Source organism: Pseudarthrobacter sp. NPDC080039, from assembly GCF_040702335.1.
Taxonomy (GTDB): Bacteria; Actinomycetota; Actinomycetes; order Actinomycetales; family Micrococcaceae; genus Arthrobacter; species Arthrobacter enclensis_A.
Genome location: NZ_JBFBKY010000017.1, coordinates 27,571 through 51,041, shown reverse-complemented (window position 1 = coordinate 51,041; position 23,471 = coordinate 27,571). Strand labels below are relative to the sequence as shown.

The window sequence follows — 23,471 nt, the reverse complement described above, 5'->3', positions numbered from 1 at the left end:
CCCGCTCTCAGGAGGTGCGGCTGACCGTCGCTTCGGCCAGCCGCTTAAGAGCTGTCTTTGGCAGCTCGTCCAAAGGAAGTCCTTCAAGCGCATCGAACGCGGCAGCGCCGAATTCACCGATAAGCACCTCGGTGGCCTGCAGGGCTCCCGAATCCTCGATAATGCGCCGGATCTCAAGGATGTCAGCCTGGGACAGGGCGGGGCTGCCCAGACGGGCATCAATGAATGCAGATTCTTCCGGTGAGGCCTGGTCCAGGGCAAGGGCCACCAGTACGGTGCGCTTTCCTTCCCTCAGGTCATCGCCGGCCGGCTTGCCGGTTGTCAGGGGATCACCAAAGACGCCGAGGACGTCATCGCGGAGCTGGAAGGCTTCGCCGAGCGGAAGGGCGAATGCCGAGTAGCCGCGGAGCAGATCATTCGAAGCGCCGGCGAGGGCGCCGCCCAAAGCCAGGGGGTGCTCAGTGGAGTACTTTGCGCTCTTGAAGCGGATGATGGATTGTGCCCTGCTGACGGCACCGGCCCGGTCCCGGACCGGGCCGGCCACTTCTTCGAGGATGTCCAGATACTGGCCGGCCATGACTTCGGCACGCATGAGGTTGAATATCAGCCGCGCCCTGCTTCCCGACGCAGCCCGTTCACCGATGTCGGTAAAGGCTTCCTCGCTGAAGGACAGGCACAGATCGCCGGCGAGGATGGCGGCGGCCTGCCCGAACCGTTCGCTGTCCAGCGCCCATCCTTGGGAGGTGTGCAGCTGGGTGAACCTGCGGTGCACGCTTGGACCGCCCCGCCTGGTGTCTGAACGGTCGATGATGTCGTCATGGATGAGTGCTGCAGCCTGGAACAGCTCGAGCGCGGCACCGGCAGTGACCACTTCGCTTGCCCCCGCCCCGCCGCCGGCACCGCGCCAGCCCCAGTAGCACATCAGGGCACGGAGGCGCTTTCCGCCGGTGACCAGGTTGGAGATAGAGCCCATGATGGGTTCGATGTCCGGGGAAATGCCGGCCATCAGGGACTGCCGCGTAGTCAGGAAGCCGGTCAGCTCGCCGGCCACCCCCGCTACGAAGTCTGCTTGTTCATTGCGCAGTTGCTCGGCGGCCGTCACTTGGCTGACTCAGCTGCCACATTGGCGCCAATGGTGAAGGTGGCCACGCCGTCCGTTTCAACCACGGAAAGGTTAACGGTCTCGGTGTTTCCGCGGACGAAATCCTTGGAGGCCACTGTCCCTACCTTGTCACCGGGAACGGCTTTGAAGCCTTCCCCTTCCAAGGTTTTGGTGTAGAAGTCGATGACGGAGGCTGTGGGGGCCTTGACCGTCCCCACGAGTGCGGCCGTAGCCGGCGCTGAGGCTTTGTCAAAGCTGCTGGAAACCACAGTTGCTCCGGTCATCAGGGGGAGGAGCTGCTGCGGAAAGCCTTCCACCACGGCGCCCACGGTTGCTGACGTGTTGGGTGATGCCGAGGGGCTTGGGGATGCCGTGAGCGTGGATTGGGTGGCGGCGACGGACGCCGGCTGGGATGGCTCTGCCTGTCCGGACGGGGTCTGGCTGCATGCGGCCAGAGCCATCGCCACGACGGCGGCAAGCGCGGCCAGGCCAGCTGGCTTGTAGTTTCCAATAGCCGTCACAGAGACTTTCCTCCTGGTGTTGTTGGCGGAACCAGCCTCCAGTTTAGCCAGCCTCCTGCTGGGTCTTGCCAAACCGATAGGATTGCAGTCGTGGGGCCCGCAGGTATAGACCAATCATCCGCCGCGCGCCTTACGGGCGGCCGGCGCACGTGCATCATGCATGTGGACATGGATGCCTTCTTTGTTTCCGTGGAGCTGCGGACGCGGCCGGAGCTTCGCGGCAAGCCTGTCATCGTCGGCTTTCCGGGTGAGCGTTCGGTAGTCCTCTCCGGATCATACGAGGCCCGCGCCTTCGGCGTTAAGTCTGCCATGCCCATGGCCGTTGCGATGCGCATGTGCCCGCAGGCAGTGGTGATTGAGCCCCGACACAAGCTGTACTACGAGGTGTCCGGGCAGCTGATGGGCATTTTCGAATCTATTACGGGCCTGGTCGAGCCGCTCAGTGTGGACGAGGCTTTCCTGGACGTCACCGGTGCCATTCGCCGGTTGGGGCCGCCCAGGGGAATTGGGGAGCTGGTCCGGCGGCGGGTGGCTGCAGAACTGGGCATCACCGCGTCCGTGGGAATCGCGGAAACCAAGTTCGTCGCGAAGATTGCCTCCACCCGCTGCAAGCCCGACGGACTCCTGCTGATCGGTCCGGACGAAACAGTGCCCTATCTTCACAGTCTTCCCGTGGGTGCTCTGTGGGGCGTGGGCGCCAAGACCGGGGAGGTTTTGGCAAAGATGGGAATCAGGACAGTTGCGGATGTGGCAGCCACCCCCGTGTCCTCTTTAAAGAGAGTGTTGGGAGCTGCGGGGGAACATGTGCACCGCCTTGCCTCGGGCATTGATCCCCGTCCGGTGACGCCCGTGCGGCTGGAAAAAAGCATTGGGGCAGAAGAGACCTTTGCGACGGACACCAACGACGACGGGCTTCTTCGCCGCGAACTGCTGCGGCTTTCGCACCGTACGGCGAGCCGGCTGCGCAGTTCCGGAATGGTGGCCCGGACCGTGGCTCTGAAACTGCGCTTCGCCGACTTTTCCACAATCACACGCAGCAGGACGGTGCAGACCCCGGTGGACAGCGCCCAGCTGATCTACGGAGTGGCACTTCAGCTGCTCGAGTCCCTGGGGCCGAGGGCCATGGCCGTCCGGCTGGTGGGGGTAAGGGCGGAGCAGCTTGAGGAAGCGGCCCGGACATCGCTTCAGCTCAGCATCGACCGCAGGGATGAGAACTGGAGGGCTGCGGAACAGGCGCTGGACCAGGTCACGCGGAAGTTCGGCAACCAGTCCGTCCTGCCCGCACGGCTGATGGAGCCGGAAAACCGGGCCGGGGACGGTGCGGGCGAGCCCGCCTGAGGCCTTTGCCCAAGTCATTGCCGTCTTTCAGTTCAGCCCTCAACAATCTATCCTTGGAGATACATAGTTTTCGAGTGAATGGACTTACTGCCGGACCCTCTTGGACATGCTCCCGCTCCCGCGGCGCATGCTGGAACCTGCTTTGGCCACCGTCGGCAAAGCGGGAACTTTCCAGCAACAGCAGGCGTTCTACGGAGTAGAAGTCGTGGCTGGGATCAGCCCGGACGTTGGCCTACAAAAGGAGGTCGTGATGCCGCTGTCGGAGCACGAACAGAAGCTGCTTGAGCAGCTTGAAAAGCAGCTTCACGAGGACGACCCGAAATTTGCGAACTCAATGGGTTCGGACCCGGGGCGTTCATGGTCCACGAGGCATGTGGTCATTGGAGTCCTGTGTGCACTTGCCGGCGTGTTCCTGCTGCTGGTCGGTGTCACCCTCCAGAACATCTTCGTGGGCGTATTGGGCTTCGTGGTGATGGGCGGTGGAGTCTACTTCGCCACCCTGCGAAGTTCCCGCGGAAGAAGGGGAGCCAAGGCCGTCGGCGGAAAGTCGGGCAAGCAACGCAGCTCATTCATGAGCAGCCTTGAAGAGCGTTGGGACGAGCGCCGCAGGGGCGAGCCCTAAGCGTCCGCCGCCTCCAGGTTCCCGGCTCCTCCATTTCGCTCCCCGTGTAATCGGAAAGTGCACGAAAAGACCCGCTTCGGCGGGTCTTTTCGTGTTTAAGCCCGTCGGAAGAATGAGTTGCCCCGCCCGCAGGGTTCGGTGGCCCTCCCCAGTTGGCCCGTAATGGCAAAAAGTCCTCCACTTTCCACCACCGCGGCAAATTCGCGCTTTTTGCAGCATCTTTTCCCACATTTAGGGGCGCGCAGGGGTCTGTTTGCGTTGACTGTGGTGGAAAGTGGAGTAATGTGGAGGACATAAGAGGGTGGTTGCAACATAGGGGATGTGCAGTTCCTGACGGCGGACAGGCGGTGGGCCAGTGTTTCTGGGCACTCACTCGCCGCGTCTGGATGAAAAGGGACGGATCATTCTCCCCGCTAAGTTCCGGGAGGAGCTTGCCAGCGGACTGGTGCTCACAAGGGGCCAGGAACGTTGCATCTACGTCTTCAGTGAGAAGGAATTTGCACGGGTCCACGAGCAGATGCGGGAGGCACCAATCTCCTCCAAGCAGGCGCGTGACTATATCCGCGTATTTCTCTCTGGAGCCTCTGACGAGGTACCTGACAAGCAGGGGCGTGTGACCATTCCACCGGCGCTCCGGGAGTATGCAGGACTCGGAAGGGAACTTGCCGTGATCGGCGCCGGTACCCGCGCCGAGATCTGGGACGCCCAGGCCTGGAATGAATACCTCGCGGAGAAGGAAACGGCCTTTTCCGAAACTGACGATCCCATTCCGGGCATTCTCTGAATCCCGGAGTAGGGCGGCAGGGGTTTCTTGGACGAGATCTCCAGCCGGCCAATCGGCTGCCAACCTGGCTCACCTTCCCCGGAGCCAGGCAGGCGGGACGGTAGGTGCGGATGGGGATCTGGTCCCAGAAGCGCAGCAGGTGACAACGACGGCGGGAAAGGACCAGGCATGACCGATCGACCCAAGCCCACGTCCGAACGCCATGTGCCGGTCCTCCGCGACCGGTGCATCAATTTGTTGGCGCCGGGATTTGAAGCCGCAAGGCTGCGTGGCGAGACGCCTGTTGCCGTGGACACGACCCTTGGCATGGGAGGGCACTCCGAAGCTATGCTCCAGAGGTTTCCAGACCTCCACCTCATCGGTATCGACCGTGACGAGGAAGCGCTTGCCCTCGCAGGGGAGCGCCTGGCTCCTTTCGCCGCCCGGACCGACCTCGTCCACGCGGTATACGACGAAATCCAGGACGTGTTGGCAGATCTTGGGGTGCCCGAAGTGCACGGGATCCTGATGGATCTCGGCGTCTCCTCCCTGCAGCTTGACGAGCGCGAGCGTGGCTTCGCCTACTCGTTCGATGCCCCGCTGGACATGCGCATGGATACCAGCCGCGGCCAGACTGCGGCAGACGTAGTGAACACCTACAGCGAAGAGGACCTCGTCCGGATCATCCGCAAGTGGGGCGAGGAAAAGTTCGCCGGACGCATCGCCAACAGGATTGTCACGGCGCGTGCCGCCAAAAAATTCACCACCACCGGCGAGTTGGTGGAGCAAATCCGCGCCGTCGTCCCCGCTTCTGCTGCAAAGTCCGGCGGACACCCGGCCAAACGGACTTTCCAGGCCCTTCGTATCGAAGTCAATGAAGAACTCGACGTCCTGGAACGGGCAGTGCCTGCAGCCGTCGATTCCCTGGCCCTCGGCGGCCGGATCGTAGTCATGTCCTACCACTCGCTGGAGGACAAGATCGTCAAAAGCGTTTTCCAGGCACGCTCCAAGTCTTCCGCTCCGCTCGGGTTCCCCGTCGAACTGGAAGAACACAAGCCCGAACTCAAGACCCTGACTAAGGGCACCGAGGTGCCCACCGCCGTCGAAATCGCCGAAAACCCGCGCGCTGCCTCCGCCAGGCTGCGCGCGGCAGAACGAATCAGAGCCAGGAGAGCTGCATGAGCACCGCCGCCGTCAAGACCTTTCCCATCGTTTCCGGCAGTTCGGCGGCCGATCCCAGGCCGGCAGGCGAACCGGGTGGCACGCGGAAGGGCCGTACACCGCTCTCCGTAGTCCGCACCGCACCGCGGAAGCGCCGCGCCCCTTTTGTGGTGCTGTGCTTTGGCATGCTTGCGGTGGCATTGGTTGCGGTGCTGGTCCTCAATATCTCGGTGTCCACCTCGCAGTACCAGCTGGTCGAGCTGCGCGCCAAACAGAGCAGCCTGACCAAGACCAACCAGGACCTCACCCAGCAGGTGCAGAACTTCCAGGCTCCGCAGAACCTGGCGGCCAAGGCCACCGAGCTGGGCATGGTGCCGTCCGCGGTTAAGGGCCAGATCGACCTGTCCACGCTGTCGGTGACCGGAAAGGCCGTCCCTGCAGTCAAGGGCGCAGCACCGGGAGCCGTCATCCCGTCACCTGCGGTTGCAGGCCAGCTCAACGTGCCGCCGGCGTCCACGAGTGCCGCTGCGGACAAGGCCGCCACTTCGGCCGCAGGCAATGCTTCTCCCGCGACCGGCCCTGCCAACGCTGCGCAGGCGGCCGCCGATAAGGCCGCTGCTGCACAGAAGGCGGCCGCTGACAAGGCCGCTGCCCCAGCGGCGGCTCCGGCCCCCGAGCTTCACGGCGGTTCCGTACCGGCACCCAAGCAGAAGGCCCCGGGTCAGTAGACCACAGGCAGGACACGCACCAGCGTCGAGCAGCAAGGAATATCACGGTGGCGGAGACGACCGGCAAGTCAGGAAACAGCAAGGCACCTAACGCCACGAAGCGCTTGCGCCTGGGACTGGGCGTCATGCTCACGCTCCTGCTGGTAGTGGGCGGAAAGCTCTTCCTGGTCCAGGGGCTGGATGTCGGAGGCATGGCGGAAGCCGCCCTGAACAGCCGGATGACGTCTGCAGTCCTGCCGGCGGAGCGCGGCAGCATCCTTGACTCACGCGGGACCGTCCTGGCCAACAGCGTGATCCGCTACGACATCGTCGTCGACCAGCGGGTCAATACCAAGACCGACTCCTACAAGCGGTATGAACCGCAGGCTGACGGCCACGACAAGCTGGTGGACGTGAGCCGCGACCAGGCCATCACGGAACTTGCCGCCGCGCTCGGCATGGACACCAATGCTGTCCGGAACGCCGTAACCGGCGAGCAGCCTTACTTCATCGTGGCCAAGGACGTGAAACCGGACGTCGAGGACCGCATCTCCAAGCTGCAGGTGCCCGGCATCGTCGCCGAAGGCGTCAGCAAGCGGGTATACCCGAACGGTGCTGTCGCCGGGGGAGTGGTGGGCTTCCTGCAGGACGGGACCACTGGGCTGGCCGGCATCGAGCAGACCCAGGACGACCAGCTGAAGGGCAAGGACGGCAAGCGCGTCTTTGAGATAGGCGCCGATGGGCTACGCATTCCCGTGGGCCTCGACGAGTTGACCCCGCCGCAGAACGGCAAGGACGTCAAGCTCACCCTTAATTCCGATCTTCAGTATTTCGCGCAGCAGGCCATCCAGAGCCAGACGGACAAACTCAGCGCCGAATGGGGCGTCATCATTGTGATGGACGCCAAAACGGGAAACCTCCTGGCTTTGGCGGACACCAACGCACCGGACCCCAACAACCCCGGACTGGTCGCAGCGAAGGACCGCGGCACCCGCTCGGTCACCGCAGCCTACGAACCAGGATCCGTGGAAAAAATGATAACGGCGGCGTCGGTCATCGATGAAGGCCTTGCCAGCCCCCTGGACAAATTCACCATTCCGCCGACTTACACGGTGGACGGCCAGACTTTCAGCGACGCGTTCACCCACGGGACCGAGGAACGGACGCTGGCGGGCATCATCGGATACTCCATGAACACCGGAACGGTGATGGCCGGACAGCGTCTGAGCAAGGAACAGCGTTACGACTGGCTGAAGAAGTTCGGAATCGGCGAGGCGCCGGACATTGGACTTCCCGCGACGGCTTCAGGCATCCTGTCGCCCCCTGACCAGTGGGACGGGCGGCAGCAGTACACCGTGCTCTTCGGCCAAGGGGTGTCCCAGTCCACCCTCCAGACCGTCCGGGCCTACCAAACCATCGCCAACGACGGGGTCATGCTGCAGCCACGCTTGATTGACTCCTACATTTCCCCCGACGGGACGGAGGAGAAAGTGCCGGCCCAGCCATCGCGGCGGGTTGTCTCCGACAACACGGCCCACCAGGTCAAGGACATCCTGGAAAGCGCCGTCACCGAGGGTGAAATCAAGGACGCGGGCATCGATGGCTACCGGGTGGGAGCCAAGACCGGTACGTCGGAATCACCCTGCGACGACGGCAAGCCGGGCTACTGCGGCTACACGGCCTCCATCGTGGGAATGGCGCCGATGGATGATCCGCGGTTTATTGTGGAGGTGGTGCTCCAGCGGCCGAAGGGCAGCATTTACGGCATCACCAACGGGCCGGTATTCCGGTCGGTCATGAGCCAGACGCTGCGGACCTACAACGTCCAGCCTTCGACCGGCGAGCCGGTCAGGTTGCCGCAGTACGCCAAGTAGCCGCGCGCCACGCCGGAAGTACCAGCAGCATCCAGCGCACCACAGTGCCCGGCGCCAACCAGGCCGGGCATGCACTAGCACCATCGGAGAGCCCCTTGCCAGAATTACCCACGCCCGGAAGCGACGCTGCCCGGAACCAAAACCCCGGCCGCTTCAGGCCCGCCGACGTGGCGCCCGTGCCGCTGTCCGCCGTCGGGCAGGCCCTGGGCGTAGCCGTCCCCGCTCCGGGGGCCGGCGTGGAAATAACCGGCATCTCCATAAACTCCCGGACGGTTGAGCCCGGGGATCTGTATGTCGCCCTTCCCGGCGCCAGCAGGCACGGGGCGGACTTCGTGACTGATGCGGTCGCCGCGGGCGCGGCTGCCGTTCTCACTGACGACGCCGGGGCGCGCCTGCTTGCCCTGTCCGCGGACACCCCCGTGCCAGTGCTCGTCGTGGACAGGCCACGCAACGAGGTGGGACCACTGTCGGCCATGATCTACCGGAGCCAGGCGGCGGACGACCGCCCGTTGCGGCTTTTCGGTGTCACCGGGACCAACGGGAAGACCACCACCACCTACTTCATCACCTCGCTGCTGCGCGCGCTGGGTCAGCAGACCGGCCTGATCGGGACCATTGAGATCCTCGCCGGTGCGGACCCCATCCCCAGCCTCCTCACCACGCCCGAGTCCCCCGAGGTCCATGGGCTGCTCGCCCTGATGAAGGAGCGCGGGCTGGACGCCGCAGCCATGGAGGTTTCCTCCCACGCCATTTCCTACCAGCGGGTTGACGGGCTGCTGTTCGACGTCGCCGGTTTCACCAACCTCACCCAGGACCATCTGGACCTGCACAACACCATGGAGGAGTACTTCGCCACAAAGGCGGAGCTCTTTACGCCCGGGCGCGCCCGGAGGGCCGTAGTCACGGTCGACGACGAGTGGGGCCAACGCCTGGCCGGCGGCAGCGCGGTGCCCATCACCACGCTCAGCACCAGCGGGCACACCCCGGCCGACTGGACGGTCACCGGGTCGTTACCGCAGGGCCTCGGCACCCGCTTTACGCTGGCCGGACCCGGCGGCGAAGTCCTGAACATCCACACCGGGCTGCCCGGCAGCTTCAATGTGGCCAACGCCGCCCTGGCGGCGCTCATGGTGCTCGCTGCAGGAGTTGAACCGGGTGACCTCCAGGCGGCGCTGGACAGCGCAGACCCCTTCACGGTGGCCGTACCCGGACGCATGCAACTGATTGCGCGGCAACCTGCCGCCGTGGTGGACTTCGCCCACAACACCGACGCCCTGGCCCGGGCCTTGGAAGCCGTCCGATCGGCCGAACCGGGCTCCCGGCTGATCGTGGTCTTCGGGGCCACCGGGCAGCGGGACCAGGGCAAGCGGCCGGCGATGGGAGCCATCGCTGCCCGGCTTGCCGACACCGTGATCATCACCGACGACGACCCGCACGACGAAGACGCGGCAGCAATCCGCGCGGACGTCCTGGCGGGCGCCCGGCGTGCCATCGAGGAGGAATCCCTGGCGGCGGAGCTGCTGGAGGTTTTCCCGCGCGACGAAGCGATCCGCCGCGCAGTTGCCTTGGCCCGGCCGCAGGACACGATCCTGGTGGCCGGCCGCGGCCATGAGGTGTGGCAGGAAGTGAAGGGCGTCAACCTTGCCCTGGACGACCGGGTGGAACTGCGCACCGCCTTGACAGCCAGGGGATTCAACGTTCTCCCAGCCGACCGGATAGAGTCCTAGACCGAGATGATTGCATTTACTGCGGCGGAAATCGCCGAAATCACCAGCGGGCGCCTGGACGCCGATCCCGGACTGACGCCCCTCTCGGTGGTGACGGATTCACGCGAAGCCACCCAGGGTTCGCTTTACGTCGCAAAGCCCGGCGAGCTTGCCGATGGCCATGACTTTGTTGGTGCCGCATTTGCGGCGGGTGCCGTCCTGGCCCTCGTGGAGCGTCCCGTTGCAGCACCGGACGGCACCGCCTACCCTTCGATCGTGGTTGCCGACGCAGTCCTGGCCATGGGGGACCTCGCGGCCGAAGCCGTGCGCCGCATCCGCGCTGCCCGGGCAGAAACCGGAAGCCAGCTGACTGTCGTCGGCATCACCGGTTCCGCCGGCAAAACCACCACCAAGGACCTGCTCGCCGGAATCCTTTCCACGCAGGGCAACACCGTGGCGCCCCAGGGCTCCTACAACGGTGAGGTGGGCGTACCGCTCACGGTCTTCCGTGCAGGCACCGACACCCGCTACCTGGTCATTGAAATGGGGGCCACCGGCATCGGGCACATCCGCTACCTCGCCGAGATGGTCAAGCCGGACATCGGAGTGGTCCTGGCAGTAGGCACCGCCCATGCCGGCGAGTTCGGGGGAGTGGAGAACATCGCGCTGGCCAAGGGCGAGATGGTGGAAGGCCTGACCGCCCAGGGAACCGCGATCATCAATCTCGACGACGAACGCGTTGCCGCCATGCGCAGCCGGACCACGGCTGCAGTCCTCGGCTTCTCCGCGGAAGGACGCCCCGACGCCCAGGTGCAGGCACTGAACGCCGACACCAACGCCGCTGGCTGCCCCGAATTCGACCTCCTCCTCCCCGACGGCTCAGCTCCGCGCCATGTGAGCAGCCGGCTCATCGGAGCGCACCATGCGGGTAACCTCCTGGCAGCTGCAGCAGCCGCGTGGGCCGCAGGAGTGCCGGGCGACGACATCGCCGCATCACTGAGCAACCAGGCTGCGGCAAGCCGCTGGCGGATGGAACGCACTGAACGTCCGGACGGCGTCACCATCATCAACGATGCCTACAACGCCAACCCTGAATCCATGCGCGCCGCCCTTCGGACCCTGGCCGACCTTGGGCGGGGCCGCCGTACCTGGGCAGTCCTGGGAGCCATGCTGGAACTCGGCGACGATTCCATCCGCGAGCACACTGCCGTGGGAACCCAGGTGGTCCGGCTGAACATCTCCCGGTTGCTGGTAGTGGGCCGCGAGGCCCGTGCCCTCTATGTCTCCGCCGTCCAGGAAGGCTCCTGGGGCGACGAATGCCTCTTCGCGGAAACGGTGGATGAGGCCTACGGCATCCTGGATGCAGAACTCGAACCCGGGGACCTGGTGCTGTTCAAGTCTTCCAACAGCGTTGGACTTCGCCATTTGGGCGATCGGATAGCATTACCCCCAGTCCCGACCCCTGCCGACGAAAGGAGCACTCTGCTGTGATTGCTCTGTTGATCGGCGCAGGCCTGGCCCTGCTCTGTGCATTGGTGGGCACCCCGCTTTTCATCCGCCTCCTGGTACATCGCGGCTACGGGCAGTTCATCCGTGATGACGGCCCAACATCGCACCACACCAAGCGGGGGACGCCTACTATGGGCGGGACCGTTGTTGTTGCGGCCGTGCTGCTGAGCTACGGGCTCACCCACCTCATCATGCTGATGATGAACCCGGACTCGCCCGGACCTTCCGCATCGGCGCTCATCCTGCTGTTCCTCATGGTGGGCATGGGCCTGGTGGGCTTCCTCGATGACTTCATCAAAATCTCACGCCAGCGGAGCCTGGGCCTCAACGCGAAGGCCAAGCTCATCCTGCAGGCCTCTGTTGGCATCATCTTCGCCATCCTTGCCTTGAACTTCCCCAATGATGCTGGACTGACCCCGGCGTCAACGAAAATCTCCCTGGTGCGGGACCTGCCGTGGCTTGACCTGGCCTTCGGCGGCACCGTCCTTGGCGCCATCCTGTTCGTCATCTGGTCCAACCTGATCGTCACCGCGGCCACTAACGGCGTCAACCTCACCGACGGCCTTGACGGCCTTGCCGCCGGCGCCTCAATCATGGTCTTCGGCGCGTATACCCTGATGGGCATATGGCAGAGCAACCAGGCCTGCGGTTCCCCGCGTGAGGCCGGCAGCGGCTGCTACCTCGTCAGGGACCCGCTGGACCTCGCCCTCCTTGCTGCCATCCTGAGCGCGGCGCTGGTGGGGTTCCTGTGGTGGAACACCTCGCCGGCCAAGATCTTCATGGGCGACACCGGCTCGCTCGCCATTGGCGGGGCGGTGGCTGGTTTCGCCATCCTGTCCCGCACCGAACTGTTGCTGGGCATCGTGGGCGGCCTTTTTGTGCTGATCACCCTGTCCGTCATCATCCAGGTTGGCTACTTCAAGGCAACCGGTGGAAAACGCGTGTTCAAGATGGCGCCCCTGCAGCACCACTTCGAACTGAAGGGATGGGCGGAAGTCACCGTCGTGGTCCGGTTCTGGATCCTCGGTGGACTTTTCGTCGCCGTGGGACTGGGCATCTTCTATGCTGAATGGGTTGTACTGCTGTGACCGTTTCCCACCGCCTGGAAAACCTCGTCTCCTGGGACTCCGACTGGGCCGGCCTGCGCGTCGTCGTCACCGGAATCGGTGTTTCGGGCTTCGCCGCGGCAGACACCCTGATCGAACTCGGCGCACGCGTCGTGGTGGTTGATGCGGCCACCAGCGAAAAAGCGCGGGCACACGCCGACACCTTGAAGATCGTTGGCGCCGCGGACGTGCTGCTGGGCCCGGACGCGGTCACCCATATCCCGCGCATCGACGGCGAACTCCCTGAACTGATCGTTACCTCGCCGGGATGGCGCCCGGACCAGGCCCTGCTGGCAGCAGCCGCACGTGCGCATATCCCGGTCTGGGGCGACGTCGAACTGGCCTGGCGCGTGCGGATCCGGGAAGGCCGGAAGACGGCAGACTGGCTGGCCATCACAGGTACGAACGGCAAGACCACCACGGTGGGACTGACCGAATCGATGCTGCGTGCCGCCGGACTTAAAGCCATCGCCGTGGGCAACGTGGGGACTCCCATCCTGGACGCCCTTCGCGACCCGGTGGAGTACGACGTCTTCGCGGTCGAACTCTCCAGCTTTCAGCTGCACTGGGCTGAATCCGTCTCGCCCGTCGCCAGTGTGTGCCTCAATGTGGCCGAGGACCACGTGGACTGGCACGGCTCCTACGATTCGTACCTGGCTGACAAGGCCAAAGTCTACGAACGGACGCAGAAGGCCTGCATCTACAACGCCGAGCAGGTGGAAACCGAACGCATGGTGGAAGAGGCCGACGTCGTGGAGGGCTGCCGGGCGGTCGGCTTCACTACCGTCACGCCGGCCATCAGCATGCTTGGAGTGGTGGAAGGGCTGCTGGTGGACCGCGCTTTCATCGAGGAGCGCAGGAACAGCGCTGCCGAACTGGCCTCGATGGCAGACCTCGGGCCGCTTGCACCGCGCCATATGGTGGCCAACGCCCTGGCCGCCGCAGGCCTGGTGCGCGCTTACGGCGTGGACGCGAAGGCTGTGCGCCAGGGCATCCTGGACTACGTACCCGGAGACCACCGGATCCAGCCGGTGGCCCGCCTGAACGGTGTCCTCTGGGTGAACGACTCCAAGGCCACCAACCCCCACGCAGCTTCTGCCTCCCTGTCGGCCTTCAACAACGTGGTCTGGATTGCCGGCGGCCTGTCCAAAGGCGTGAGCTACGACGACCTGGTGAGGGAGCACGCGGCACGGTTCAAGGCCGTGGTGCTGATAGGAACGGACACCGCGCTACTGCGTGAAGCCCTCAAGCGACACGCGCCCGATGTCCCCGTGATCGAACCGGAGGCAGGTGACACTGAAAAGGTGCAGACTGCTCCGGCGTCCGGTGGGACCACTGCCGGTCCCTCCGGCAATGGAGAACAGGTGATGTCCTGGGCCGTGGCGTCAGCAGCACGGGTTGCCGAATCCGGCGACACCGTCCTGATGGCTCCGGCAGCTGCTTCCATGGATCAGTTCTCTTCCTATGCTCACCGTGGTGGTGCTTTTATCGACGCTGTCCGAGAGCTGGTGGAAGGGCAGGCCCAGACCGGCGAGGAGTAACAATGGCCAGCACGCCCACGTGGCCCATGAGCGGCAGGATGCGCCCCGGCTCCACGGCCACGGCCGGCCGCCGGCCTGCTGCCGGCGCCTGGCTACGCACGCTGTACCGCCGCTTCTGGTCGGCGCTTGAGGGCACGGGAAAGTCCCGGAGCGGCTCGACCTACTACCTCATCCTTGGCGCCACGCTGGCCCTGACGGCCATCGGAATCATGATGGTCCTCTCCGCATCAAGTGTTGAATCAATCGCCGCCGGCAAGTCCCCATATGGGGATGCCCTGAAACAGGGAGTATTCGCAGCCATCGGGATTTCCACCATGTTCGTGCTCTCGCGCATCAACGTGGTATGGCTGAAGCGGCTCGCGTGGCCCGCCGTCGCGGGTGCCGTGGTGCTCCTCGCCCTGGTGCAGGTGGTAGGCGCCGAGATCAACGGCAACCGGAACTGGATCGACGTGGGCGGCATTACCTTCCAGCCATCAGAGGCGGCCAAACTGGCACTCGCCCTGTGGCTTGCGACGGTGCTTGCACGGAAAGGGAAGCTGCTTGGCAGGTGGCAGCACGTGTTGGTCCCTGCCGTGCCCATGGCGGCCGTCGTCATTATCCTCATCCTGGTGGGCAACGACCTTGGCACTGCGATGATCATCATGATGATCGTCGCAGCGGCCCTGTTCTTCGCAGGCGTTCCGCTGTACCTCTTCGGCATCGCCGGCTTCGTTGCAGCTGCAGGCACGGCAGTCATGGCAGTCACCAGCTCCAACCGCATGTGCCGCATCACCTCCTGGTGGACCGGGCAATCCTGCGCGGACGGCATCGACGCGAACTACCAGTCCACCAACGGCATGTACGGCCTTGCTTCCGGAGGCTGGCTGGGGGTGGGCCTGGGGCAGAGCCGGCAGAAGTACAGCTGGATCCCCGAAGCCCACAACGACTTCATTTTCGCCATCATTGGTGAGGAACTCGGCCTCGTGGGGACCGTCGTCGTCCTGGTTCTTTTCGCCATCCTCGGTGCTGCCATCTACCGCGTGGTGGTAGCCCAGGAGGACCTGTTCCACCGGGTCCTCGCCGGCACCATCATGGTGTGGCTACTGGGCCAGGCGACCGTGAACATGTCCGTGGTCGCGGGGCTGATGCCTGTCATCGGCGTGCCGTTGCCCTTTATTTCCTACGGCGGCTCGGCCCTGTTGATGTCGCTGTGTGCCGTCGGGGTGGTCCTCTCCCTGGCGCGGGAACAGATGGCGCCGGCAATGCGTCCCAAGAGGACGCTGACGTTCCCGTTCCTGGCAGGACGGAATACAAGCCAACCAAAGATTTCCAGAAAGCGTGCCTGACCCCAGATGACTACCACTAACCCCTCCATCGTCCTGGCGGGCGGCGGAACAGCCGGCCATATCAGCCCGTTGCTTGCCATTGCCGCCGCCATCCGCAGCCAAGCCCCCAACGCTGCCATCCTGGCCGTTGGCACGCCCTCCGGAATGGAAACCAGGCTGGTTCCGGCCGCAGGCGTTGAGCTCGCCACGATCGACCGTGTGCCCTTTCCACGCAGGCCCTCCGCCGACCTGTTCCGCCTGCCCGGAAGGCTGGCGGGGGCCGTGCGGCAGGCCGGCGCCATCCTGGACCAGGCCGGGGCCGACGTGCTGGTGGGGGTCGGCGGATACGTCTGCACGCCCATGTACCTGGCTGCACGGAAGCGGCGGGTGCCAATCGTGATCCATGAGGCGAATGCCCGCCCCGGACTCGCCAACCGGGTGGGAGCCTTCCTGCGCGGCCGGGTGGCCGTGGCCTTCGAGGGCACCCCGCTCCGCGACGCGGTGCACGTGGGGATGCCCATGCGGAAGGAGATTTCCGGGCTGGACCGGAAGTCCGCCCGCGCTTCCGCCCGCGAAGCGCTTGGCCTCGATCCCCAGCAACCCACCCTGATCGTCACGGGCGGTTCATCCGGGGCGAAGAGCATCAACCGGACGATCGCGGGAGCGCTCGCGCAGCTGGCTGATGCCGGCATCCAGACCCTCCACATCACCGGACGCGGCAAAACCGTCCTGGACCAGGCCGGACGGCCCCTCGCCGCAAAGGGCTACCGGCAGGTGGAGTACATCGACGGGATGGAACTCGCCTACGCCGCAGCGGACCTGCTCCTGGCCAGGTCGGGGGCTGCGACCGTATCTGAGATCGCAGCGGTGGGCGTCCCCGCGGTCCTGGTGCCCCTGCCCATTGGGAACGGTGAACAGGCGCTCAATGCTGCGGGCCTGGTGGCCGCTGGGGGAGCACTGCTGGTGGCGGACCGGGATTTCACCCCGGAATGGGTTGAGCGTGAGCTGATTCCGCTGATCGCCGATAAAGCGAGGCTCGCCGAAATGGAAGCCAAGTCCTACCGGCTCGGTATCCGAAATGCCGACCAGCGCATGGCTGGTCTTGTCCTGGAAGCGGTATCTGCATGAGTCCCCATAACGCCCCCCGCCTTGAGTCGCTGGGAAAGGTGCACTTCATCGGCATCGGCGGAGTAGGCATGTCCGCCGTAGCCCGCATCATGGTGGCCCGCGGTGTTCCGGTCAGCGGGTCGGACGCGAAGGACCTGCCGGTCATGGCCGACCTCGCCGCGGCCGGCGCCCGCATCGCTGTTGGCTACGCGGCCGTCAACTTGGCGGACGCGCAGACCATCGTTGCCGGATCGGCTATTAGGGAGGACAACCCAGAGTTGGCGGCAGCGCGGGAGGCCGGCCTGCCTGTGCTGCACCGGTCCCAGGCGCTGGCAGCAACCATGGGCGATGACACGGTGGTGACGGTGGCCGGAACACACGGCAAGTCCACTACGACGTCGATGATCACCGTGCTGCTGCGTGCGGCAGGACTTGATCCTTCCTTTGCCGTGGGCGCCAACATCCCGGCGATCGGGGTAAACGCCGCCCACGGTTCCACCGGGATCTTCGTGGCCGAGGCAGATGAATCCGATGGTTCCTTCCTGAACTACCGGCCGCGCATCGAGGTCGTCACCAACGTGGAGCCCGACCATCTCGACTACTACGGCACGGCGGAAGCGGTTTACCAGTCCTTCGACCGGTTTACCGCTTTGCTCCCCGCGGACGGCCTGCTGGTGGCCTGCGCTGACGACGCCGGCGCGCTGGCACTCGCCGAGCGCACCAAGGCGCGGGGCAACACCCGGGTGCTCCTGTATGGCGCCAGCGAAGCGTCAGATATCAGGCTTGACGACGGCGGCCCCGGACAAGTGGCTGTGTCAACCAGGGATGGTGCGCGCTATGGGTTGTCGCTGCAGGTTCCCGGACGCCACAACGCCCTGAACGCGGCGGCTGCCTTTGCCGTTGCCCTCGAACTCGGCGTGGATCCAGCGACGGCGGCCGACGGCCTGGCGCATTTCTCCGGTGCGTCCCGCCGCTTTGAACTCAAGGGCACGGTACGGGGCGTGCGGGTTTTCGATGACTACGCGCACCACCCCACCGAGGTCCGGGCAGCCCTTACCGCAGCCCGCTCTGTAGCAGGGGACCACAACGTGCACGTCCTTTTCCAGCCGCACCTGTTTTCGCGGACCCGGGAGTTCGCCGCAGAGTTCGCCGAAGCCCTCAATCTCGCCGATACCGCACTTGTCCTGGACATCTACCCTGCCAGGGAAGACCCTATTCCCGGTGTTACCAGCCAGTTGATCGCCGACCACCTCACGGGCGGCGGCCGGCTGGTTGGGTCCGAGGACGCCGTCAGGTCCCTGGCTGAAGCCGCGGTGGACGGAGACGTTGTCCTCACAGTGGGCGCCGGTGACGTGACAGCCTACGGCCCCCGGATTGTGGAGGCGCTGCGTGCCTAGCTCCCGCCGCCCCACGTACTCACCGCCCAAGCGGGACGCCCGGCCAGCTCCCACGGCGGAGAACGGCAACCGATCCCCGAACGCTGCTGCGGAAGTCGTCGGCGATGCCGCCCGCGGCGACGTCATCACAGCCTCGCGCAGCGTCCCGGAACCGCCGGCCCCGAAACCCGTGCGGGAGGAAAAACCTTCAGGTGCGACGGTCCTGGCATTTCCCGAACCCAAGGGACGGCGCCGCAGGAAGAAGGTCATCCTCGCCGTCGTAACGGTGTTTGTGGTGGTGGCCGGGCTCCTGGCCGCCGCGGTTTATTCTCCTGTCCTGGCCCTGCAGACTATTTCGGTCACGGGCACCCGGCTGCTCACCCCAGCCCAGGTGCAGGCTGCACTCGAACCGCTGCGCGGCAAGCCCCTGCCGCAGATCGGTGAGGACGATGTTCGCGGCCTGCTCGGCTCCCTGGTCCAGGTCAAATCCGTATCTGTGGAGGCCCGGCCGCCATCAACGCTCGACGTGGCCGTGCATGAACGCGTGCCGGTTGCCTTGGTGAAGCAGGGGGAGAAGTACGAGTTGGTCGACGTCGACGGCGTCCAGCTGGCAACCACCGACGACCCGACGTCCGCGTCGCTGCCGGTGATTGACGGCGGCGCCGGGGCGATCGGCCAGGACCTGTTCCGCGCTACCGCGGCGGTCCTGGGGGCCCTGCCGCCGGATGTGCTGGCGAAGTTGTCCAACGCATCCGCGCAATCGGTGGATGCCGTGGAGCTGAAGCTTGTGGACGGCCAGACCATCGTGTGGGGCAACGCCTCGGAGAAGGAGCTCAAGGCCAAGGTTCTGGCCGCCCTCCTCAAGGCTCCGGCGGATCCGAAGAACCCGGTCAAGGTCTACGATGTCAGTGTGCCCCGGCACCCCGTGACGCGCTGACACCCTTTCTTTCCCGGTATTAATCCGACACGCGGACCCGGTTATTGAATGTGGGAACCAGAGGAAATACCGTCACAGACAAGAGTTACTTGACATAACTATAACCTTCAACTCGAAGGTTAAGGTTTCAGCCTTCAAGCTCTTCATCAGTTTTCGCAATAAGACACGAACAAGGGACACGTAACGTGGCAGCTCCGCAGAATTACTTGGCCGTCATCAAAGTCGTCGGCATCGGCGGCGGTGGCGTGAACGCAGTCAACCGCATGATCGAGGTCGGCCTCAGGGGTGTTGAATTCATCGCCATCAACACCGACGCCCAGGCCCTGCTCATGAGCGACGCAGACGTTAAGCTCGACGTCGGACGCGAGCTGACCCGTGGCCTCGGCGCCGGTGCCAACCCCGAGGTAGGCAAGCAGGCTGCCGAAGACCACGCTGACGAAATCGAGGAAGTCCTGCGCGGCGCCGACATGGTCTTCGTCACTGCCGGCGAAGGCGGCGGCACGGGCACCGGCGGCGCCCCAGTCGTGGCCCGGATCGCCCGCTCGCTCGGCGCCCTGACCATTGGCGTTGTTACCCGGCCTTTCACCTTCGAAGGCCGCCGCCGCGCCGGCTCTGCCGAGGCAGGCATCGACGCCCTCCGCGACGAGGTGGACACCCTGATCGTGATCCCCAATGACCGACTGCTGTCCATCAGTGACCGCAACGTCTCCGTCCTTGACGCGTTCCGCTCCGCGGACCAGGTCCTGCTGTCCGGCGTCCAGGGCATCACCGACCTCATCACCACTCCCGGCCTGATCAACCTGGACTTCGCAGACGTCAAGTCCGTCATGCAGGGTGCAGGTTCGGCCCTGATGGGCATCGGCTCGGCCCGGGGCGAAGACCGCGCCGTCAAGGCGGCGGAACTTGCCATCGCCTCGCCGCTGCTGGAAGCATCCATTGACGGCGCCCACGGCGTCCTGCTCTCCATCCAGGGTGGCTCCGACCTGGGCCTGTTCGAAATCAACGAAGCCGCGCGGCTGGTCCAGGAAGTGGCACACCCCGAAGCCAATATCATCTTTGGTGCCGTCATTGATGACGCCCTCGGCGATGAAGCCCGTGTGACGGTCATCGCTGCCGGGTTCGACGACGTCAAGGCCACCTCGCCCTCCATGGACCAGTCCCAGCCGCAGGCCGCCCCGCAGCGTCCCGCTGCCCCTGCTGCCGCTCCTGCCTCGGCCCACCCGCAGGGTGGCAACCACCAGGGCAACGGCAACCACCAGCAGAACGTCCAGCCGATCCACGCCGGTGTCGGTGCCGCTGGACTGAGCAACTGGGGCCAGCAGCGCCCCTCGGCCGTCCCTGCTGACTCGGGCTTCGACGTCGACCTGCCCTCCGTGGTGGAGCCGGACCTGACCGGTACCCACCCGGACGACCTGGATGTTCCCGACTTCCTGAAGTAGGTAGCGGCTTGTTCCATTGGCGCGCCGACATCCTGCCTGGGGTGTCGGCCGCATTCACGGATGAAGGTGCGGGAAACCTGGCGCTGCACGTGGGGGATGATCCTGCTGCAGTCCAGGAACGCCGTATCCGCCTGGAGCAGTCCATAGGCCTGGAGCCGCAGGCCCTCCGCTTCATGAACCAGGTTCACGGCACCACAGTTGCCCTGATGGACGCGCAGTCGCCGGTGCCCGTGGCTGATGCCATGGTGTCCCGTGGCCTGCCCCTGGCGGTCATGGTGGCCGACTGCATTCCGGTGCTTCTTGCGGGTGAGTCCGGAAGCGGGCCAGTGCTGGCCGCAGTCCACGCCGGCCGGCCAGGTGTCGCTAACGGTGTCCTGCCCGCTGCCGTGGACAGCATGAAGGCGCTGGGTGCCTCCCGGATCCGGGCCTGGATGGGGCCGTCGATCTGCGGGTCCTGCTACGAGGTGCCGGCAGCGTTGCGCGATGAGGTATCCGCGCTGGTCCCGGCAACCCGGAGTACCACGTCCTGGGGAACGCCCGCACTGGACCTTCCTGCCGGTGCCCGGAGCCAGCTTGAGGCTGCCGGGGTGGACGTGGAGTACTCCGGAGTCTGCACCCTGGAGACGGAAACGCTCTATTCGTACCGCCGCGACCGGAATACCGGCCGCTTCGCAGGGCTGGTCTGGCGCCATGACTGACGTGTCGGATGCCGGCCGCGGGCAGGGCGGCGATGCACGGAGCGTCGAACTCGCCGAGCGGCTGGCGGCAGTGCGGAAGCGGATCAGTGCAGCGGCCGAAAGCGCCGGGCGCGCAGACCGGCCGCCGGCGCTGATCGTGGTGACCAAGTTCCATCCAGCCGACGACATCCGCCGGCTGGCCGCCCTCGGGATTCGGGATGTGGGCGAAAACCGGGACCAGGAGGCGGCGGCCAAGGCCCTGGAACTTGCCGACCTTGCCCTCACCTGGCATTTTGTAGGCCAGCTGCAGACCAAGAAGGCCAAATCGGTGGCACGTTACGCGGCCACGGTGCACTCGGTGGACCGGCCGCAGCTTGTCGATGCGCTGGCGAAAGCCGTGCGACACGAGATGGACTCAAGCGGACGTGGGCCGTTGGGCTGCTTCATCCAAGTCAACCTTGAAGACGACGGCGATGCGCACCGCGGCGGGGCAGCCCCTGCCGACGTTGCCCTCCTGGCAGAGCGGATCGCCGGGTCTGAGGGCCTGGACCTGATGGGCGTGATGGCGGTCGCGCCGCTGGGGGCACCACCGGAGCCCGCGTTCGAGAAGCTGTCCGGAGTTTCCGCCCGGCTGACCGAGACGTACCCCGCTGCCACGGCGATTTCGGCGGGCATGAGCCAGGACCTGGAAGCCGCCATCGGGTTCGGGGCGACACACCTGAGAATAGGCTCCGATATTCTCGGTTCCCGCCCCGCCGTGGGGTAGCGTCGGAACTATTGGAAGTGATGGGCGGGGGACTCCAGTGCTGTCAAATCATTGGGCGGCCCGCTTACGGGACACGATTAGGAGTCGACCATGGCCGGCGCTCTGCGCAAGACAATGATCTATCTTGGGCTCGCCGACGGCGATGAGTATCACGAGCCCGAGCAACAGACCACACGTAAGGATGAGGACGAACCGATGGAAGTTGACCGCGAGGAACGCCGTGCTCCGGCGCCGGTCCGCGAAGTCAGCCGCGAGGCGTCCTACGCCCCCGAAGAGGAATACCGCGCCCCTGTGACCCCTATTAAGCGTGCGGCCTCGAGCCGCGAGGAGAATACCGGTCTCCGCCAGATCACTACCATCCATCCCCGTTCCTACAATGACGCCAAGCTCATCGGTGAGAGTTTCCGGGACGGCATTCCGGTGATCATGAACGTTACCGACATGGGCGAGGCTGACGCCAAGCGGTTGGTGGATTTCTCCGCCGGACTCGTTTTCGGCCTCCGGGGAAGCATCGAGCGTGTGACCAACAAAGTGTTCCTGCTCTCACCGTCCTACGTCGAAGTGATTGGTGACGACAAAAAGGCCAGCGACACGCAGGCCAGCTTCTTCAACCAAAGCTGAGCATCAGGCTTTGCAGATGCCAGGCAGGGACGCCTGTCTGGCATCTGTGCTGAAATAGACAAGACGACAGCTGCGCAACAGTGGCAGGCCCGAGTGGTCCGCCGCACGAACCCTGGAGATATGAAATAAGTCATGGGAATTGTTTTCGGACTTCTCTATCTCGCCCTGCTGTTGTTTTTCGTCGCCCTCATCATCCGGCTCGTATTCGACTGGGTGCAGATGTTTGCGAGGGACTGGCGCCCCCGCGGTGCGGCCCTGGTGGTGGCACACGCCGTGTACTCCATCACCGACCCGCCGCTCAAGGGGCTGCGGCGGCTGATTCCGCCCCTCCGGCTCGGCGGAGTCTCCCTGGACCTGGGCTTCCTGATTCTGTTCATCGGCGTCAGCATCGCCATGAACGTCACCAGGAGCCTGGCCTGATTCACCGATTTAGACCCAGCGATGCAGGCCGTTGCCCCCGTGAACGGCTACTGTAAAGCGAAGAAACCTCCCGTTTGACACCGCAGTGTTGAATTAGAGTAAGCAGACCAAATTTAGGTACCGTAGTTTTGACGGCCGGAAGGCCTACTGACTAACCAGACCAGTGAGGTGACCAGATGGCTTTGACGCCAGAAGACGTTGTCAACAAGCGCTTTCAGCCCACCAAGTTCCGCGAGGGCTATGACCAGGACGAGGTTGACGACTTCCTGGACGAAATCGTCGTTGAACTCCGCCGCCTGAACCAGGAAAACGACGAGCTCCGCAAGAAGCTCGCCGAAGCCGGGTCCAGCGTGCCGGCAAGCTCTGCTGCCGCGCCTGTCGTGGAGAAGGTTCCCGCGCCGGTCAAGGCCGACAAGGACGAAGCCCGCGAGAAGGCAGAGGCCGAAGCCAAGGCTGCCGAAGCGAGCAAGAAGAAGGACGTCCAGCCGGCCGCCCCTGCTGCCGCCGCACCGGCTGCTCCCGCAGCTGTCGCTACCCCCTCGGCCGAGTCCGCTGCCGGACTGCTGGCCATGGCCCAGCAGATGCACGACCGCCACGTTGCTGACGGCCAGGCCCAGAAGGACAAGATCATCGCCGAGGCGCAGATCGAAGCCAGCAGCCTCGTCAACGACGCCCAGGAGAAGTCCCGCAAGATCCTCGGTGCCCTCGAACAGCAGCGGTCCGTTCTGGAGCGCAAGGTGGAGCAGCTCCGCGGTTTCGAGCGCGACTACCGCTCGCGCCTCAAGGCCTACATCGAGGGCCAGCTCCGCGACCTGGAAGCCCGTGGCTCCGTTGCGACGCCGGAAGTCAGCGAAGCCAACTAAGTCTGGCAGCA

The 23,471-nt window shown here is 65.2% G+C and carries 22 protein-coding genes; 20 read left to right on the top strand and 2 right to left on the bottom strand.

The features are described from left to right. Window positions 1-7: 7 nt before the first annotated feature. Complete coding sequence (locus AB0313_RS16325) at window positions 8-1,102, bottom strand: polyprenyl synthetase family protein (RefSeq protein ID WP_141940863.1); 1,095 nt, start codon at window positions 1,100-1,102, stop codon at window positions 8-10. After that, the gene (locus tag AB0313_RS16320; protein ID WP_366306790.1) at window positions 1,099-1,623 is read right to left on the bottom strand and encodes a hypothetical protein; all 525 of its coding nucleotides are present in this window, start codon (window positions 1,621-1,623) and stop codon (window positions 1,099-1,101) included. Before AB0313_RS16320 ends, AB0313_RS16325 begins: the two co-directional genes overlap by 4 nt. A 156-nt stretch (window positions 1,624-1,779) precedes the next feature. On the opposite strand from AB0313_RS16320, the gene dinB reads away from it, so the two are divergent. From dinB to AB0313_RS16220, 20 genes are all read left to right on the top strand, one after another. Then, a complete protein-coding gene (dinB, locus tag AB0313_RS16315) occupies window positions 1,780-2,961 on the top strand; it encodes a DNA polymerase IV (RefSeq protein WP_366306810.1) in 1,182 nt (393 codons plus the stop codon). Window positions 2,962-3,211: 250 nt separating this feature from the next. Then, entirely contained in the window at window positions 3,212-3,583 is a 372-nt protein-coding gene (locus AB0313_RS16310) for a DUF3040 domain-containing protein (protein WP_141946250.1), read from the top strand. A 355-nt stretch (window positions 3,584-3,938) separates the two neighbouring features. Further along, window positions 3,939-4,367 (top strand): division/cell wall cluster transcriptional repressor MraZ, encoded by a 429-nt coding sequence (mraZ, locus tag AB0313_RS16305; protein WP_018763545.1) that lies wholly within the window; start codon window positions 3,939-3,941, stop codon window positions 4,365-4,367. Between the two features lie 168 nt (window positions 4,368-4,535). After that, a complete protein-coding gene (rsmH, locus tag AB0313_RS16300) occupies window positions 4,536-5,528 on the top strand; it encodes a 16S rRNA (cytosine(1402)-N(4))-methyltransferase RsmH (protein WP_141940865.1) in 993 nt (330 codons plus the stop codon). Beyond that, complete coding sequence (locus tag AB0313_RS16295; protein WP_366306787.1) at window positions 5,525-6,235, top strand: hypothetical protein; 711 nt, start codon at window positions 5,525-5,527, stop codon at window positions 6,233-6,235. Before rsmH ends, AB0313_RS16295 begins: the two co-directional genes overlap by 4 nt. 47 nt (window positions 6,236-6,282) lie before the next feature. Then, window positions 6,283-8,088 (top strand): penicillin-binding protein 2, encoded by a 1,806-nt coding sequence (locus AB0313_RS16290; RefSeq protein ID WP_141940867.1) that lies wholly within the window; start codon window positions 6,283-6,285, stop codon window positions 8,086-8,088. Window positions 8,089-8,183: 95 nt separating this feature from the next. Next, a complete protein-coding gene (locus AB0313_RS16285; protein WP_141940868.1) occupies window positions 8,184-9,815 on the top strand; it encodes a UDP-N-acetylmuramoyl-L-alanyl-D-glutamate--2,6-diaminopimelate ligase in 1,632 nt (543 codons plus the stop codon). Between the two features lie 6 nt (window positions 9,816-9,821). Beyond that, window positions 9,822-11,285, top strand: coding sequence for a UDP-N-acetylmuramoyl-tripeptide--D-alanyl-D-alanine ligase (gene murF, locus AB0313_RS16280; RefSeq protein WP_141940869.1), 1,464 nt, complete (start codon window positions 9,822-9,824; stop codon window positions 11,283-11,285). Then, the gene (gene mraY, locus AB0313_RS16275; protein ID WP_366306784.1) at window positions 11,282-12,391 is read left to right on the top strand and encodes a phospho-N-acetylmuramoyl-pentapeptide-transferase; all 1,110 of its coding nucleotides are present in this window, start codon (window positions 11,282-11,284) and stop codon (window positions 12,389-12,391) included. The genes murF and mraY overlap by 4 nt, the downstream gene beginning before the upstream one ends. Further along, the gene (murD, locus tag AB0313_RS16270) at window positions 12,373-13,950 is read left to right on the top strand and encodes a UDP-N-acetylmuramoyl-L-alanine--D-glutamate ligase (RefSeq protein WP_174237490.1); all 1,578 of its coding nucleotides are present in this window, start codon (window positions 12,373-12,375) and stop codon (window positions 13,948-13,950) included. Before mraY ends, murD begins: the two co-directional genes overlap by 19 nt. Before the next feature lie 2 nt (window positions 13,951-13,952). Then, window positions 13,953-15,275 carry a putative lipid II flippase FtsW gene (gene ftsW / locus AB0313_RS16265; RefSeq protein ID WP_366306782.1) on the top strand — a complete coding sequence of 441 codons (1,323 nt, stop codon included), beginning with the start codon at window positions 13,953-13,955 and terminating at the stop codon, window positions 15,273-15,275. A gap of 6 nt (window positions 15,276-15,281) precedes the next feature. After that, on the top strand, window positions 15,282-16,382 hold the full coding sequence (murG, locus tag AB0313_RS16260; RefSeq protein ID WP_366306780.1) for an undecaprenyldiphospho-muramoylpentapeptide beta-N-acetylglucosaminyltransferase: 1,101 nt from the start codon (window positions 15,282-15,284) through the stop codon (window positions 16,380-16,382). Beyond that, window positions 16,379-17,758: a UDP-N-acetylmuramate--L-alanine ligase gene (murC, locus tag AB0313_RS16255; protein WP_366306778.1), complete on the top strand. Its 1,380-nt coding sequence runs from the start codon at window positions 16,379-16,381 to the stop codon at window positions 17,756-17,758. The genes murG and murC overlap by 4 nt, the downstream gene beginning before the upstream one ends. Continuing rightward, window positions 17,751-18,674 (top strand): FtsQ-type POTRA domain-containing protein, encoded by a 924-nt coding sequence (locus AB0313_RS16250; protein WP_366306777.1) that lies wholly within the window; start codon window positions 17,751-17,753, stop codon window positions 18,672-18,674. Before murC ends, AB0313_RS16250 begins: the two co-directional genes overlap by 8 nt. A gap of 185 nt (window positions 18,675-18,859) precedes the next feature. Beyond that, window positions 18,860-20,113 (top strand): cell division protein FtsZ, encoded by a 1,254-nt coding sequence (gene ftsZ / locus AB0313_RS16245; protein ID WP_141940876.1) that lies wholly within the window; start codon window positions 18,860-18,862, stop codon window positions 20,111-20,113. An 8-nt stretch (window positions 20,114-20,121) separates the two neighbouring features. Then, window positions 20,122-20,811 (top strand): polyphenol oxidase family protein, encoded by a 690-nt coding sequence (locus tag AB0313_RS16240; RefSeq protein WP_366306776.1) that lies wholly within the window; start codon window positions 20,122-20,124, stop codon window positions 20,809-20,811. After that, window positions 20,804-21,556: a YggS family pyridoxal phosphate-dependent enzyme gene (locus AB0313_RS16235; protein ID WP_307310354.1), complete on the top strand. Its 753-nt coding sequence runs from the start codon at window positions 20,804-20,806 to the stop codon at window positions 21,554-21,556. The genes AB0313_RS16240 and AB0313_RS16235 overlap by 8 nt, the downstream gene beginning before the upstream one ends. A gap of 90 nt (window positions 21,557-21,646) precedes the next feature. Beyond that, complete coding sequence (sepF, locus tag AB0313_RS16230; RefSeq protein ID WP_141940879.1) at window positions 21,647-22,177, top strand: cell division protein SepF; 531 nt, start codon at window positions 21,647-21,649, stop codon at window positions 22,175-22,177. 132 nt (window positions 22,178-22,309) lie between these two features. Then, window positions 22,310-22,597: a YggT family protein gene (locus tag AB0313_RS16225; protein ID WP_141940880.1), complete on the top strand. Its 288-nt coding sequence runs from the start codon at window positions 22,310-22,312 to the stop codon at window positions 22,595-22,597. A 176-nt stretch (window positions 22,598-22,773) separates the two neighbouring features. Continuing rightward, window positions 22,774-23,460, top strand: a complete 687-nt coding sequence (locus AB0313_RS16220) for a DivIVA domain-containing protein (protein WP_141940881.1) — start codon at window positions 22,774-22,776, stop codon at window positions 23,458-23,460. Window positions 23,461-23,471: the final 11 nt, after the last annotated feature.